We start from the raw sequence: 15,365 nt of genomic DNA, 5'->3' as shown, positions 1-15,365 counted from the left end.
CAGGTAAAGAAGCGGCCGGTTGTTTCGTATACCGGCACAGCGCAGGCAGTCAGGCTTTGGCAGTTTCGCTCTGCGGCTCGCCCAGGGTTCTGGCACCCTCTGCCGCGGCCACCGCAGCGTCTTTGATGTCGACGGCGTGCAGACCTTTGGGGCCCTGTACGATGTCGAACACTACGCACTGGCCTGCCTTGAGGGTCTTGTATCCGTCCATTCGGATGGCCGAATAATGGGCGAACAGGTCATCGGATTTACCTTCTTCATTGATGAACCCATAGCCCTTGGCATTGTTGAACCACTTGACTTTACCGCTTGCCATCCCTATGTCCCTCTGCAAAGGACTCCATCACTGGAGTATCATCCACTTCATCCGCATACGAACCTTGCGAAAAATCTGGTTGACTGCGCGGATCTTTATCGACCACGGTGGGTTCTTATTGGTTGTAACACCGTTTTGCCGATAGTCAAGGTCGCCCGGCGCCTGCGCCGGCCGTGGCCTGTGCCGTCAACCCACAACCTTAACCTGACGCTCATGATGAAATTCTTTCCATGCATGCACCTAGTGAGATTCGACTAACATTCAATCAGGATCGCCCGCAAACGAATGAGGACGACGGCTCGGGTCTTGCAGTCCAGGAAGCCAAGCCGATCCTGCAGGCGCCACCGATGTACAAGGTGGTTTTGTTCAACGATGACTACACGCCAATGGATTTCGTCGTCGAAGTGCTCGAGACGTTCTTCAGTCTGAACCGCGAGCTGGCGACCAAGATCATGCTGACCGTCCATACAGAAGGGCGGGCAGTGTGCGGATTGTTTACCCGTGACATCGCCGAAACAAAGGCTATGCAGGTCAACCAATACGCCAGGGAAAGCCAGCATCCGCTACTCTGTGAAATCGAGAAGGACGGTTAATCGCCGACCACTTGGGTATGAGGTGAAGCTATGTTAAACCGCGAGCTCGAAGTCACCCTCAATCTGGCCTTCAAGGAGGCCCGTTCGAAACGTCATGAGTTCATGACCGTCGAACATCTGCTGCTGGCACTCCTTGACAATGAGGCTGCCGCGACCGTTCTGCGCGCCTGTGGCGCCAATCTCGACAAGCTCAAGCACGACCTGCAAGAGTTCATCGATTCCACCACCCCGTTGATCCCTGTCAACGATGAAGACCGTGAAACCCAGCCGACCCTGGGCTTCCAGCGGGTGCTGCAGCGTGCCGTGTTCCACGTGCAAAGCTCTGGCAAGCGTGAAGTGACCGGCGCCAACGTGCTGGTGGCGATCTTCAGCGAACAGGAAAGCCAGGCCGTATTCCTGCTCAAGCAACAGAGCGTGGCCCGCATCGACGTCGTGAACTACATCGCCCATGGCATCTCCAAGGTGCCTGGCCATGGTTCGCACGCTGACAGCGATCAGGAAATGCAGGACGAAGAGGGCGGCGAAACGTCCTCGTCGAGCAACCCGCTGGACGCTTATGCCAGCAACCTGAACGAGCTGGCCCGTGCCGGCCGTATCGACCCGCTGGTAGGTCGCGAGCAGGAAGTTGAGCGCGTGGCGCAAATCCTTGCCCGCCGGCGCAAGAACAACCCGCTGCTGGTGGGTGAGGCGGGCGTGGGCAAAACCGCCATCGCCGAAGGCCTGGCCAAGCGCATTGTCGATGGCCAGGTGCCCGACCTGCTGGCGCAGAGCGTGGTGTACTCCCTCGACCTTGGCGCACTGCTGGCCGGTACCAAGTACCGCGGTGACTTCGAGAAACGCTTCAAGGCGCTGCTCGGCGAGCTGCGCAAGCGCCCGCAGGCGATCCTGTTCATCGACGAAATCCACACCATCATCGGTGCCGGTGCGGCGTCGGGCGGGGTGATGGATGCCTCCAACCTGCTCAAACCGTTGCTGTCGTCGGGTGAGATCCGTTGCATTGGCTCCACCACCTTCCAGGAGTTTCGCGGCATCTTCGAGAAGGATCGTGCCTTGGCACGGCGCTTCCAGAAGGTGGATGTCAGCGAGCCGTCGGTCGAAGACACCGTGGGCATTCTGCGCGGCCTTAAAGGGCGCTTCGAGAGCCACCACAACATCGAGTACAGCGACGAAGCCCTGCGCGCCGCCGCCGAACTGGCCTCGCGCTACATCAATGACCGGCACATGCCGGACAAGGCCATCGACGTGATCGACGAAGCGGGTGCCTACCAGCGCCTGCAGCCGGAAGCCAACCGCGTCAAACGCATCGACGTGCCGCAGGTCGAGGACATCGTTGCCAAGATTGCGCGCATTCCGCCGAAGCATGTCAGCAGTTCCGACAAAGAGCTGCTGCGTAATCTCGAGCGTGACCTGAAACTGACCGTGTTTGGCCAGGACCAGGCGATCGATTCGCTGTCGACTGCCATCAAGCTGTCCCGTGCCGGCCTCAAGGCGCCAGACAAGCCTGTCGGTTCGTTCCTGTTCGCCGGCCCAACCGGCGTCGGCAAGACCGAAGCGGCGCGGCAGCTGGCCAAGGCGCTGGGTGTGGAGCTGGTTCGTTTCGACATGTCCGAGTACATGGAGCGCCACACGGTGTCCCGCTTGATCGGTGCGCCTCCTGGTTACGTTGGCTTTGACCAGGGTGGCTTGTTGACTGAGGCGATCACCAAGCAACCGCACTGCGTCTTGCTGCTCGATGAAATCGAGAAGGCCCACCCGGAAGTCTTCAACCTGCTGCTGCAGGTGATGGACCACGGTACCCTGACCGACAACAACGGGCGCAAGGCCGACTTCCGTAACGTGATTTTGATCATGACCACCAACGCTGGCGCGGAAACCGCGGCACGGGCCTCGATCGGCTTCACCCATCAGGACCATGCGTCCGATGCCATGGAAGTCATCCGCAAGAGCTTCACGCCAGAGTTCCGCAACCGCCTGGACACCATCATCCAGTTCGGCCGCCTGAGCCACGAGACGATCAAGAGCATCGTCGACAAGTTCCTTATCGAACTGCAGGCGCAGCTGGAAGACAAGCGTGTGCTGCTGGAAGTCAGTGATGACGCCCGCGGCTGGCTGGCGGCGTCGGGCTACGATGTGCAGATGGGCGCGCGGCCGATGGCGCGGCTGATCCAGGACAAGATCAAACGGCCGTTGGCCGAGGAGATCCTGTTTGGCGAACTGGCCGAGCATGGCGGTGTGGTGCACATCGACCTGCGCGATGGCGAACTGGTGTTCGACTTCGAGACCACGGCTGAGGTTGCCTGACAAGCGAGGCCCTGTGGGAGCGGGCTTGCCCCGCGAACACCGGCGAAGCCGGTGCCATGCGCCGCGGGGCCTGCTTCGCGGGGCAAGCCCGTTCCCACAGAGAGGGTTGCAACCGTACAATTTCACAGGCACAAAAAAGCCCGGCACATGGCCGGGCTTTTTCATGGCTGGAGCTTAGCGCGCACGGTAGGTGATGCGGCCCTTGCTCAGGTCGTAGGGCGTCAGCTCGACGCGGACCTTGTCGCCAGTGAGAATACGGATGTAGTTTTTGCGCATCTTTCCGGAGATGTGCGCGGTTACGACGTGCCCGTTTTCCAACTCCACGCGGAACATGGTGTTGGGCAGGGTGTCGACGACAGTACCTTCCATTTCGAAGCTGTCTTCTTTCGACATGCAGTTGAGCCCTCGGATCCAGTGTTAGCCCGACGCATATCCGCACCGGGCAAAAAAGTGGCGCCGATTATGCCGGAAATCTGCGTGTCAAGCCAATGCTTTCAGTTAAGGGTGACCCAGCGCTGGTTTATCAGCAGCTCGATAGGCCGATACTGCGTCTTGTAGTTCATTTTCTTGCAGTTCTTGATCCAGTAGCCCAGGTAAACCGCCTCCAGGTCCTGGCGCACGGCTTCGGTGATCTGCCAGAGGATGGCGAAGCGGCCAAGGCTGCGTCGCTCCTCGTCCGGCTCGTAGAAGGTGTACACCGCCGACAGGCCGTTGGGCAGCAGGTCGCACACGGCCACCGCCATCAACCGGCCTTCCAGGCGGAACTCGTAGAACCAGCAGAACGGCAGGTCGCGTACCAGAAAGGTGGAAAACTGATCACGGCTGGGCGGGTACATGTCACCGTCGGCGTGGCGCGTTTCGATATAGCGCCGGTACAGCTCGAAGTACTCCTCCTTGAACGTGGGGCGCGCCGCGCTCACGGTCAGGTCGGCATTGCGCTTGAGAATGCGCCGTTGCTGGCGGTTGGGAATAAAGCGCGCCGCCGGGATGCGCGCCGGCACGCAGGCGTTGCAGTTCTGGCAGTGGGGGCGGTACAGGTGGTCGCCACTGCGCCGAAAGCCCATTTCCGACAGGTCGGCGTACACCTTTACGTCCATCGGCTGGCTGGGGTCGAGGAACAGTGTGGTCGCCTGCTCGTCAGGCAGGTAGCTGCAGGAGTGGGGCTGAGTGGCATAAAACTTCAAGCGCGCCAACTCTGTCATGATCAACCCCTTCGGTGAGACTTTGTTTTAAGTGTAAGCCAGCTATGGCAACTCGCCTAGGCAACCCACGTTGCGCTGTTGGGCTGGTCGAGGTGGCGTGCCAGGTAGCCGGCGAAATCGGCGCGGCTGATGGCATGGGCGCCCAGGCTGTGCAGGTGGTTGGTGGGCATCTGGCAGTCGATCAGCACGAAGCCGGCTTCGCGCAGGTGGTTGACCAGGGTCACGAAGCCAACCTTGGAGGCGTTGTCGGCGCGGCTGAACATTGATTCGCCGAAGAACAGCTGGCCCATGGCCAGGCCGTACAGGCCGCCGACCAGCTCGCCGTCCTGGCGTACCTCCACCGAATGCGCGATGCCACGGCGGTGCAGTTCGCAGTAGGCGTTGCGCATGGTATCGGTGATCCAGGTGCCGTCGGCGTAGTCGCGGGGTGCGGCGCAGGCCGCAATGACGGCAGCAAAGTCGGTGTCGAAGCTGACCTGGTAGCGGCCCTGGCGCATCAGCTTGGCCAGCGAGCGCGAAACGTGCAGTTGGTCGGGCAACAGCACCGTGCGCGGGTCGGGTGACCACCACAGGATGGGCTGGCCGTCCTGGTACCACGGGAAACAGCCATGGCGGTAGGCCTGCACCAGGCGCTCGGGGCTCAGGTCGCCGCCAGCGGCCAGCAGGCCGTTGGGGTCGTGCAGGGCCTTTTCCAGAGGCGGGAAGGTCAGCGAGTCGCGGGTCAGCCAGGTGAGCATGGTCTATCGTGCGGTGGGGGAGGGGAGAGGGCAGCATGGCGCGGGTGAAAAGCAGGGTCAATCTCTTTGGCTGCTTCGCGGGCACGCCCGCTCCCACAGAAACCCCACGGTCTTCAGGCTTGCGCAGGCCTGTGGGAGCGGGCGAGCCCGCGAAGAGGCCGGCACAGGCCAGGAAATCAGGCAATTTCCTGCACATTTATCAAGCCGCAGGCACCATCCGCTATATTTGCGGTCACACCTGTGCAAAAACACAGCATAAGCCTTTGTCACAAAAGAAAATGCATGCTCAAATTGCAGCCATGTGAAAGTCGCCCCCGGGCAAACCCCCATGCGGCGTGCCGCCATGGCGGCTGGCGGGCAGTAATGTTAAAAGTAGTGGTTCATTGGCCGCACAGCCGGCCGATCACTATTGGACGCGCACCACGCGCAGGAATAGACGCGTTTTGAAGAAATCCACCGCAACCCCAGCTCCTTTGCCTGTGCCCCTGTGGCGGCAGCAGCTGCATTATCGCCTCAAGGAAGGTGCGTTGATCGCGATCGGCGCCTTGTGCCTGTACCTGTGGATGGCGCTGCTGACCTACGACACTTCCGACCCGGGCTTCAGCCACACCAGCAACGTCGAGCAGGTGCAGAACGCCGCCGGGCGCGCCGGCGCCTACTTCGCCGACATCCTGTTCATGGTGCTGGGTTACTTTGCCTACATCTTCCCGCTGTTGCTGGGGGTCAAGACCTGGCAGATCTTCCGTGAGCGCCATCAGCCCTGGGACTGGAGCGGCTGGCTGTTCTCCTGGCGGCTGATCGGCCTGGTGTTCCTGGTGCTATCCGGCGCAGCGCTGGCACATATTCACTTCCATCCGCCGGCGAGCATGCCGTTTTCCGCGGGCGGCGCGCTGGGCGAAAGCCTGGGCGAGCTGGCGCGCAACCTGCTGAACGTGCAGGGCAGCACGCTGATGTTCATAGCCCTGTTCCTGTTCGGCCTGACCGTGTTCACCGATTTGTCGTGGTTCAAGGTGATGGACCTGACCGGCAAGATCACCCTTGACCTGTTCGAGTTGGTGCAGGGTGCCGCCAACCGCTGGTGGGAAGCGCGTAATGAGCGTAAACGCCTGGAGGCCCAGCTGCGTGAGGACGAGCCGGTGTTCAAGGCGCCGCCGATGGCCGCCGACAAGCGCGAGCCTGCCAAGCCGGCGTTGCGCGAGCGTCTCTTCAAGCGCGAAGAAGCGCCTGCTCAACCTGCCGCGCCACGCGAACCGACCTTGGCGCGTGAGCCCGTTGTGCCGCGCGAGCCGGTTGTGCCGCGTGAAACCGTGCTGCCCCGCGAGCAGCCTGCAGCCCCGACGATCGTGCCTCCGGCAGCGGCCAGGGCGCCGGAGCCGAGCAAGCGGGTGATGAAGGAGAAGCAGGCGCCGCTGTTCGTCGACAGCGCCGTTGAAGGCACCCTGCCGTCGATTTCCATCCTCGACCCGGCCGAGCAGAAAAAGATCGAGTACTCGCCAGAGTCCCTGGCCAGTGTCGGCCAGTTGCTGGAAATCAAACTCAAGGAATTCGGCGTTGAAGTCTCGGTGGACTCGATCCACCCAGGCCCGGTGATTACCCGTTACGAAATCCAGCCGGCCGCTGGCGTGAAGGTCAGCCGTATCGCCAACCTGGCCAAGGACCTGGCGCGCTCGCTGGCCGTGACCAGCGTGCGGGTGGTCGAGGTCATCCCTGGCAAGACCACCGTGGGTATCGAGATCCCCAACGAAAACCGGCAGATGGTGCGGTTCTCCGAAGTGCTGGCCACGCCGCAGTTCGAGGAGCAGAAGTCCCCGGTCACCCTGGCCCTGGGCCACGACATCGGCGGCAAGCCGGTGATCACCGACCTGGCCAAGATGCCGCACCTGCTGGTGGCCGGTACCACCGGCTCCGGTAAGTCGGTGGGTGTGAACGCGATGATCCTGTCGATCCTGTTCAAATCCGGCCCGGAAGACGCGCGGTTGATCATGATCGACCCGAAAATGCTCGAACTGTCGATCTACGAAGGCATCCCGCATTTGCTGTGCCCAGTGGTCACCGACATGAAGGATGCTGCTAACGCCCTGCGCTGGAGCGTGGCCGAGATGGAGCGCCGCTACAAGCTGATGGCGGCCATGGGCGTGCGTAACCTTGGCGGCTTCAACCGCAAGATCAAGGATGCCCAGGAGGCCGGCGAGATCATCCATGACCCGCTGTACCGCCGCGAGAGCATGGACGACGAGCCGCCTGCGCTGAAAACCCTGCCGACCATCGTGGTGGTGGTCGACGAATTCGCCGACATGATGATGATCGTCGGCAAGAAGGTCGAAGAGCTGATCGCCCGTATCGCCCAGAAGGCGCGGGCGGCCGGTATCCACCTGATTCTTGCCACCCAGCGCCCGTCGGTGGACGTGATCACCGGCCTGATCAAGGCCAACATCCCGACCCGCATGGCGTTCCAGGTATCGAGCAAGATCGACTCGCGCACCATCATCGACCAAGGTGGTGCCGAGCAGCTGCTGGGCCACGGTGACATGCTGTACATGCCGCCGGGTACCAGCCTGCCGATCCGGGTGCACGGTGCGTTCGTCTCCGACGACGAAGTGCACCGCGTGGTGGAAGCGTGGAAGCTGCGCGGCGCGCCGGACTACAACGACGACATCCTCAACGGCGTGGAAGAGGCCGGCAGCGGCTTCGAAGGCGGCGGTGGCGGTGGGGATGGCGAAGATTCGGAAAGCGACGCCCTGTATGATGAGGCCGTGCAGTTCGTGCTGGAAAGCCGCCGTGCGTCGATCTCGGCCGTGCAGCGCAAGCTGAAGATCGGCTACAACCGCGCCGCCCGCATGATCGAAGCCATGGAAATGGCTGGCGTGGTCACCCCGATGAACAGCAACGGCTCGCGGGAAGTGATTGCCCCGGGCGGCCCGCGCGACTGATGAACACCTTGCCGGGCGCCAACGGTGGCGCCCGGTCTTTTCAATGCTCAATGAGGATTACCATGCGCGCGATTCGCATGCTGTTGGTTTCTGCCCTTGCTCTGGGCAGCGTTTCGGCTTTTGCCGGCGAGCAAGATGTACAACGCCTGACCCAGCTGCTGGAAAAGTCGCAGACCATCGAGGCCAATTTCTCTCAATTGACCTTGGGTGCCGACGGCGCCAGCCTGCAGGAAACCGCTGGCCAGATGACAGTCAAGCGCCCGGGCCTGTTCTACTGGCACACCGATGCGCCGCAGGAGCAGGTGGTGGTGTCTGATGGCAAGATGGTTACCCTGTGGGACCCGGACCTGGAACAGGCCACCATCAAGAAGCTCGACGTGCGCCTGAACCAGACCCCGGCACTGCTGCTGTCCGGTGACGTGTCGAAGATCAGCCAGAGCTTCGATATCACCTCCAAGGAGCAGGGCGAAGTCATGGACTTCACCCTCAAGCCGAAGACCAAGGACACCCTGTTCGACTCGCTGCGCGTGTCGTTCCGCAAAGGCCTGATCAATGACATGCAGTTGGTCGACAGCGTCGGCCAACGCACCAACATCCTGTTCAATGGCGTCAAGGCCAACCAGGCGGTGCCGGACAGCAGGTTCAAGTTCGACATCCCCAAAGGTGCGGACGTGATCAAGGAGTAAGCGGAGCTCGTCATGGACCTGTTTCGAAGCGAACCCGTCGCCCAGCCCCTGGCTGCTCGCCTGCGCCCGTCCAACCTGGACGAGTACGTGGGCCAGGAGCACCTGCTGGCGCGCGGCAAACCGCTGCGTGAGGCGCTGGAGCAGGGGGCGCTGCACTCGATGATCTTCTGGGGGCCGCCTGGGGTGGGCAAGACCACTCTGGCGCGGCTGCTGGCGCAGTTTTGCGATGCGCACTTCGAAACCGTGTCGGCGGTGCTGGCCGGGGTGAAAGAGATTCGCCAGGCGGTCGAGGTGGCCAAGCAGCAGGCTGGGCAGTATGGCCGGCGCACCATCCTGTTCGTTGACGAGGTGCACCGCTTCAACAAGTCGCAGCAGGACGCCTTTTTGCCCTACGTCGAAGACGGCACCCTGCTGTTCATCGGCGCTACCACCGAAAACCCGTCGTTCGAGCTGAACAACGCGCTGTTGTCGCGGGCGCGGGTGTATGTGCTCAAGAGCCTGGACGAGGCGGCCCTGCGCAAGCTGGTCAACCGTGCGCTGACCGAAGAGCGTGGCCTGGGCAAGCGCAACCTGCAGGTGGGCGACGAGGCCTTCAAGATGCTCATGGCCGCTGCCGACGGGGATGGCCGGCGCATGCTCAACTTCCTCGAGAACGCCTCGGACCTGGCGGAAGACGGCAGCGAGATCGACGTCGAGATGCTGCAGAGCCTGCTGGGTGACAGCCGCCGCCGCTTCGACAAGGGCGGCGAGGCGTTCTACGACCAGATTTCCGCGCTGCACAAGTCGGTGCGCGGCTCCAACCCCGATGGCGCCCTGTACTGGTTTGCCCGCATGCTCGACGGCGGCTGCGACCCGCTGTACATCGCCCGCCGTGTGGTGCGCATGGCCAGCGAGGACATCGGCAACGCCGACCCGCGCGCGCTCAGCCTGTGCCTGGCAGCCTGGGACGTGCAGGAGCGCCTGGGCAGCCCCGAGGGCGAACTGGCGGTGGCACAGGCCATCACCTACCTGGCCTGTGCGCCGAAAAGCAACGCGGTATACATGGGCTTCAAGACTGCCCTGCGTGAAGCGGCCGAGCATGGCTCGCTGGAGGTGCCGTTGCACCTGCGCAACGCCCCGACCAAGCTGATGAAGCAACTGGGTTATGGCGACGAGTATCGCTATGCCCACGATGAACCTGATGCCTACGCCGCCGGTGAGGATTACTTCCCCGATGCGCTGGAGCCGCGCCAGTACTACCAGCCGGTGCCCCGTGGCCTGGAGCTGAAGATTGGCGAGAAGCTGCGCCACCTGGCCGACCTGGACCGTAACAGCCCCCGCCAGCGGAGAAAACCGTGATTGCACTCATTGCCGCGGTCAGCGCGGGCGGTGTTGCCGGCACCCTGTTGCGCTTCGCTACCGCCAACTGGGTAGCGGCCCACTGGCCACGGCACTTTTATGCCGGTACGCTGGCGGTCAACCTGGTTGGCTGCCTGCTGATCGGCTTGCTCTATGGCTTGTTCTTGCACAAGCCGCTGGCGCCGGTCGAATTACGCGCCGGCCTGATTGTCGGCTTCCTCGGTGGCCTGACGACCTTTTCCTCTTTCTCGCTCGATACCGTGCGCCTGATGGAAAGCGGGCAAGTGCCCCTTGCCTTGGGCTATACCAGTATCAGCGTGGTGGGCGGGCTGCTCGCAACCTGGGCCGGCCTGTCCCTGACCCGATTCTGAACCAACACCTACCTATAACGAGAGAACGATATGCTCGATTCCAAACTGTTACGCGGCCAACTTCAGGAAGTGGCGCAACGCCTGGCCTCCCGTGGCTTCAGCCTGGATGTCGCGCGCATCGAATCACTGGAAGAGCGCCGCAAGGCGGTGCAGACCCGCACCGAGCAATTGCAGGCCGAGCGTAACGCCCGTTCCAAGTCCATCGGCCAGGCCAAGGCCAAGGGCGAAGACATCGCGCCACTGATGGCCGACGTCGAGCGCATGGCCAACGAACTGGCTGCCGGCAAGACCGAGCTGGACGGCATTCAGGCCGAACTGGACGGTATCCTGCTGACCATCCCCAACCTGCCGGATGCCAGCGTACCGGTCGGTGCCAGCGAAGACGACAACGTCGAAGTGCGCCGTTGGGGTACGCCGACCGCCTTTGACTTCGAAATCAAGGACCACGTCGCCCTCGGCGAAGTCAGCGGGGGCCTGGACTTCGAGGCCGCAGCCAAGCTGTCTGGTGCCCGTTTTGCTGTACTGCGCGGCCCGATCGCCCGCCTGCACCGCGCCCTGGCGCAGTTCATGATCAACCTGCACACCGGCGAGCACGGCTACGAGGAGCACTACACCCCGTATCTGGTGCAGGCGCCTGCCTTGCAGGGCACTGGCCAGCTGCCAAAATTCGAGGAAGACCTGTTCAAGATCACCCGCGAAGGTGAAGCTGACTTCTACCTGATCCCGACTGCTGAAGTGTCCCTGACCAACCTGGTTGCCGGTGAAATCCTCGACGCCAAGCAGCTGCCGCTGAAACTGGTTGCCCACACCCCGTGCTTCCGCAGTGAAGCCGGTGCTTCCGGCCGTGACACCCGCGGCATGATCCGTCAGCACCAGTTCGACAAAGTCGAGATGGTGCAGGTGGTAGAGCCGGCCAAGTCGATGGAAGCCCTGGAAGGCCTGACCGCCAACGCCGAGCGCGTGCTGCAGCTGCTGGAGCTGCCGTACCGCGTGCTGGCCTTGTGCACCGGTGACATGGGCTTTGGTGCAGTGAAAACCTACGACCTGGAAGTGTGGGTGCCGAGCCAGGACAAGTACCGCGAAATCAGCTCGTGCTCCAACTGTGGCGACTTCCAGGCGCGCCGCATGCAGGCCCGCTGGCGCAACCCGGAAACCGGCAAGCCAGAGCTGGTGCACACCCTCAACGGCTCCGGCCTGGCCGTAGGCCGTACCCTGGTTGCCGTGCTGGAAAACTACCAGCAGGCCGACGGTTCCATCCGTGTACCGGACGTGCTCAAGCCGTACATGGGCGGCGTCGAGGTCATCCGCTAAATGGATTACCTGCCACTGTTCCACAAGCTGCAGGGCGGCCGCGTGCTGGTCGTCGGCGGTGGGGAGATCGCCTTGCGCAAGGCGCGCCTGCTGGCGGATGCCGGTAGCGTGCTGCGCGTGGTAGCGCCGGACGTCGACGGCCAGTTGGCCGCGTTGGCCCGCGAAGGTGGCGGTGAGGTGCTGGTGCGTGGCTATCAGGCAGCCGACCTGGTCGGTTGCCGGCTGGTGATCGCGGCTACCGACGACCCTGGGCTGAACGCTCAGGTGTCGGCCGATGCCCAGGCCCTCAGCCTGCCGGTCAACGTGGTGGATGCGCCGGCCCTGTGCACGGTGATCTTCCCGGCGATCGTCGACCGCTCACCGCTGGTGATTGCGGTATCCAGTGGCGGTGACGCCCCGGTCCTGGCGCGTCTGATTCGCGCCAAGCTGGAGGCGTGGATCCCCGCAGCCTATGGTGAGCTGGCCGGGCTGGCTGCGCGTTTCCGGCACAAGGTGAAAGCCTTGTACCCGGACGTCAACCAGCGTCGCGGCTTCTGGGAGACGGTGTTCCAGGGGCCGATTGCCGAGCGCCAGCTGGCCGGGCAGGGCGCTGAAGCCGAGCGCTTGTTGCAGGCGATGGTAGAAGGCGCGCCACTGCAGCAGGGCGGTGAGGTGTACCTGGTAGGGGCGGGCCCGGGTGATCCGGACCTGCTCACCTTCCGCGCTTTGCGCCTGATGCAGCAGGCCGACGTGGTGCTGTACGACCGCCTGGTGGCGCCTGCCATTATCGAGATGTGCCGGCGTGATGCCGAGCGGATCTACGTGGGCAAGCGCCGTGCTGACCACTCCGTGCCCCAGGACCAGATCAACCGCCTGCTGGTCGACCTGGCCCAGCAGGGCAAGCGCGTGTTGCGCCTGAAGGGTGGTGATCCGTTCATCTTCGGCCGGGGTGGCGAAGAGATCGAAGAGCTTGCCGAGCATGGCATTCCGTTCCAGGTGGTGCCGGGCATTACCGCGGCCAGTGGCTGCTCCGCGTATGGCGGGATTCCGCTGACTCACCGCGACTACGCCCAGTCGGTGCGCTTCGTCACCGGGCACCTGAAGGATGGCACCAGCAACCTGCCGTGGAATGACCTGGTGGCGCCGTCCCAGACCCTGGTGTTCTACATGGGATTGGTTGGTTTGCCGACCATCTGCGCCGAGCTGATTCGCCATGGGCGGGCGGCAAGTACCCCGGCGGCGTTGGTGCAGCAGGGGACTACGCGTAACCAGCGAGTGTTTACCGGTACCTTGGCGGACTTGCCAGACTTGGTGGCCCGGCATGAAGTGCATGCGCCGACCCTGGTGATTGTGGGGGAAGTGGTGCAGTTGCGTGACAAGCTGGCCTGGTTCGAAGGTTCGCAAAACAGCTGACATTGTTGGGGCCGCTTTGCGGCCCATTCGCAGCACAAGGCTGCTCCCACAGGGATCGCGTGAAGCCCGACGTGATTCCTGTAGGAGCAGCCTTGTGCTGCGAATGGGCTGCAAAGCAGCCCCGGCTATCTCAAGCCTGCCAGATCCCTTTCCCTACCAACTTCTCCCGATCATGCGGCAAGCCAAAGTCCTGCAAAGGCCCTTTAGGCACGATCCCGGTCGGGTTGATGGTCTTGTGGCTCATGTAATAGTGCTTCTGGATATGCTCCATATCCACCGTGCCCGCCACCCCTGGCCACTGGTACAGCTCACGCAGCCAGTTTGACAGGTTGTGGTAGTCGCTGAGGCGGCGCAGGTTGCACTTGAAGTGCCCGTGGTACACCGCGTCGAAGCGCACCAGCGTGGTAAACAGGCGTACATCGGCCTCGGTCAGGTACTCACCGGCCAGGTAACGGTTGCGGCTCAGCACGTCTTCCAGATAATCCAGCTCGTTGAACACGTCGTCGAAAGCAGCCTCGTAGGCGTCCTGCGTGGTGGCAAAGCCTGCGCGGTATACGCCGTTGTTCACCGCTGGGTAGATGCGCTCGTTCAGTGCTTCGATGGTCGGGCGCAGTGCCTCGGGGTAGAGGTCCAGGGTATTGCCGGTCAATTCGTTGAACGCGCTGTTGAAGATGCGGATGATCTCCGACGATTCATTGTTGACGATGCGTTTCTCTTTCTTGTCCCACAGTACCGGCACAGTCACGCGGCCGGTGTAGTGTGGGTCATCCTGGGTATAGCGCTGGTGCAGGTACTGCAGGCCATCGAGGGGGTCACCGCTGGAGCCTTGCTGCTGGTCGAAGGTCCAGCCATGGTCTTGCATCAGCCAGCTGACCACCGATACATCGATCAATGGCTCAAGGCCTTTGAGGGCGCGCAAGATCAGGGTGCGGTGGGCCCATGGGCAGGCCAGCGAGACGTACAGGTGGTACCGGCCGGCTTCGGGAGCCGGCAGTTGATTGCGGCGTTGGGCGTTTTCGCGTTTGAACGTGCCGTCCTTGCCGTTTTCATACCACTGGTCGTGCCAGCGGCCGTCGATCAAAAGGCCCATGACGAGCTCCTGAAACAAAGTTGTTTGTCGTTGGAGCCCAGTCTAGGCCAAATCGTTCGAACAAATAGCGCAAAGATCCAGGTGCTATTATCAGTTAAATCGATCTATCTCGCGTATTCCAATAGCCTTGGGCTGTCGCAAATGCCTGCTCGCGGTTCTGTCCCAGGCCACGCAGGGCCAGGGCCATGGTTGCGATCAGGGCTTTTTCGCCATAACTGTCTTCCACTTCACCGCGCCAGAACGCCCGCAAGTGCTCGGCCTGCAGGCTGGCCGGTTTGACATGGCGGCGCTCGCTCAGCGCTGGCCATTCTTCGTCCCATGCTTCGCCCGCCGTCGTCCCGTAGAGGTGGCTGATGACATCGGGGTTGACTTCGATCTCACCGCCATCGCCCTTGATCACCACGGCATGGTCGCCCAGCAGGCGGCTGGCCTCACGGTGCACAGCCTGGTAACCCGGGTGGAAGATGCTTTGCAGGCCACAGCGTGCGCCCAGCGGGTTGAGCACCCGGGCCAGTGAGTGGATGGGCGAGCGCAGGCCCAAGGTGTTGCGCAGGTCGATCATGCGCTGCAACTGCGGCGCCCAGTCGTGCAGCGGGAAAAACGCCAGGTGATGCTGGTCCAGTGTATTGCCCACAGCAGCCCAGTCGCGGCACAGCGGGATCTGCAACAGGTCGAGCAGTTGCTCTGTGTACATCCGCCCGGCGGTATGCGCGCCACCGCCGTGCATCAGGATGCGCACGCCATTGCCGGCCAGGCACTTGGCCGCCAGCAGGTACCAGGGCAGGTGGCGCTTCTTGCCGGCGTAAGTGGGCCAGTCCAGGTCCACCGCAATGCTCGGCGCCTGCAGGTGGGCGCGCAGCGCCTCGGTGAAGCCGGCCAGCTCTTCGGCGCTTTCTTCCTTGTGGCGCAGCAGCATGAGGAAGGCGCCCAGCTGGGTGTCCTCGACCTTGCCTTCCAGCAGCAGGGTCATGGCCGCGCGGGCCTCTTCACGGGTCAGGCCGCGCGCGCCGCGCTTGCCTTTGCCGAGAATGCGCACGAATTCGGCGAACGGGTGCTCGGCAGGGGTTTCAAGCGTGAGCGGGCGAACTTCTTTCAAGA

The 15,365-nt window shown here is 62.9% G+C and carries 14 protein-coding genes; 8 read left to right on the top strand and 6 right to left on the bottom strand.

The window, feature by feature from the left end:
- Positions 1–49: 49 nt before the first annotated feature.
- Positions 50–316 carry a cold shock domain-containing protein CspD gene (cspD, locus tag OZ911_RS19160; protein WP_016488125.1) on the bottom strand — a complete coding sequence of 89 codons (267 nt, stop codon included), beginning with the start codon at positions 314–316 and terminating at the stop codon, positions 50–52.
- 230 nt (positions 317–546) lie between these two features.
- Between cspD and clpS the strand changes: the two genes are divergently transcribed.
- A complete protein-coding gene (gene clpS, locus OZ911_RS19155; protein WP_016488124.1) occupies positions 547–909 on the top strand; it encodes an ATP-dependent Clp protease adapter ClpS in 363 nt (120 codons plus the stop codon).
- Between the two features lie 30 nt (positions 910–939).
- Positions 940–3,210, top strand: a complete 2,271-nt coding sequence (gene clpA, locus OZ911_RS19150) for an ATP-dependent Clp protease ATP-binding subunit ClpA (RefSeq protein ID WP_016488123.1) — start codon at positions 940–942, stop codon at positions 3,208–3,210.
- 174 nt (positions 3,211–3,384) lie between these two features.
- On the opposite strand, the gene infA is transcribed toward clpA, so the two are convergent.
- The 3 genes from infA to aat form a co-directional block, all read right to left on the bottom strand.
- Positions 3,385–3,603, bottom strand: coding sequence for a translation initiation factor IF-1 (gene infA / locus OZ911_RS19145; RefSeq protein WP_002553999.1), 219 nt, complete (start codon positions 3,601–3,603; stop codon positions 3,385–3,387).
- Between the two features lie 101 nt (positions 3,604–3,704).
- A complete protein-coding gene (locus tag OZ911_RS19140; protein WP_016488122.1) occupies positions 3,705–4,412 on the bottom strand; it encodes an arginyltransferase in 708 nt (235 codons plus the stop codon).
- Between the two features lie 56 nt (positions 4,413–4,468).
- Positions 4,469–5,149 carry a leucyl/phenylalanyl-tRNA--protein transferase gene (gene aat, locus OZ911_RS19135; RefSeq protein ID WP_016488121.1) on the bottom strand — a complete coding sequence of 227 codons (681 nt, stop codon included), beginning with the start codon at positions 5,147–5,149 and terminating at the stop codon, positions 4,469–4,471.
- 383 nt (positions 5,150–5,532) lie between these two features.
- Here aat and OZ911_RS19130 point away from each other — a divergent pair, with 383 nt between their 5' ends.
- The 6 genes from OZ911_RS19130 to cysG all read left to right on the top strand — a co-directional run bounded on the left by OZ911_RS19130 (position 5,533) and on the right by cysG (position 13,177).
- Entirely contained in the window at positions 5,533–8,079 is a 2,547-nt protein-coding gene (locus OZ911_RS19130) for a DNA translocase FtsK (protein WP_371918306.1), read from the top strand.
- Between the two features lie 62 nt (positions 8,080–8,141).
- Positions 8,142–8,765, top strand: coding sequence for an outer membrane lipoprotein periplasmic chaperone LolA (gene lolA / locus OZ911_RS19125; RefSeq protein WP_016488119.1), 624 nt, complete (start codon positions 8,142–8,144; stop codon positions 8,763–8,765).
- A gap of 12 nt (positions 8,766–8,777) precedes the next feature.
- Positions 8,778–10,103: a replication-associated recombination protein A gene (locus tag OZ911_RS19120; protein WP_016488118.1), complete on the top strand. Its 1,326-nt coding sequence runs from the start codon at positions 8,778–8,780 to the stop codon at positions 10,101–10,103.
- Positions 10,100–10,474, top strand: coding sequence for a fluoride efflux transporter CrcB (crcB, locus tag OZ911_RS19115; RefSeq protein ID WP_016488117.1), 375 nt, complete (start codon positions 10,100–10,102; stop codon positions 10,472–10,474). Before OZ911_RS19120 ends, crcB begins: the two co-directional genes overlap by 4 nt.
- 30 nt (positions 10,475–10,504) lie before the next feature.
- Positions 10,505–11,785, top strand: a complete 1,281-nt coding sequence (gene serS / locus OZ911_RS19110; RefSeq protein WP_016488116.1) for a serine--tRNA ligase — start codon at positions 10,505–10,507, stop codon at positions 11,783–11,785.
- Positions 11,786–13,177 (top strand): siroheme synthase CysG, encoded by a 1,392-nt coding sequence (gene cysG / locus OZ911_RS19105; RefSeq protein ID WP_016488115.1) that lies wholly within the window; start codon positions 11,786–11,788, stop codon positions 13,175–13,177. It abuts the gene before it with no gap.
- Positions 13,178–13,307: 130 nt separating this feature from the next.
- Here cysG and OZ911_RS19100 read toward each other — a convergent pair whose 3' ends face one another.
- Both OZ911_RS19100 and OZ911_RS19095 read right to left on the bottom strand, forming a co-directional pair.
- A complete protein-coding gene (locus tag OZ911_RS19100; protein ID WP_016488114.1) occupies positions 13,308–14,267 on the bottom strand; it encodes a glutathione S-transferase family protein in 960 nt (319 codons plus the stop codon).
- A 94-nt stretch (positions 14,268–14,361) separates the two neighbouring features.
- On the bottom strand, positions 14,362–15,363 hold the full coding sequence (locus OZ911_RS19095) for a glycosyl transferase family protein (protein WP_024717418.1): 1,002 nt from the start codon (positions 15,361–15,363) through the stop codon (positions 14,362–14,364).
- Between the last annotated feature and the right edge of the window lie 2 nt (positions 15,364–15,365).

Origin of the sequence: Pseudomonas fortuita (assembly GCF_026898135.2) — a bacterium.
Lineage (GTDB): Bacteria > Pseudomonadota > Gammaproteobacteria > Pseudomonadales > Pseudomonadaceae > Aquipseudomonas > Aquipseudomonas fortuita.
This window is presented reverse-complemented; position numbering and strand designations above follow the sequence as displayed.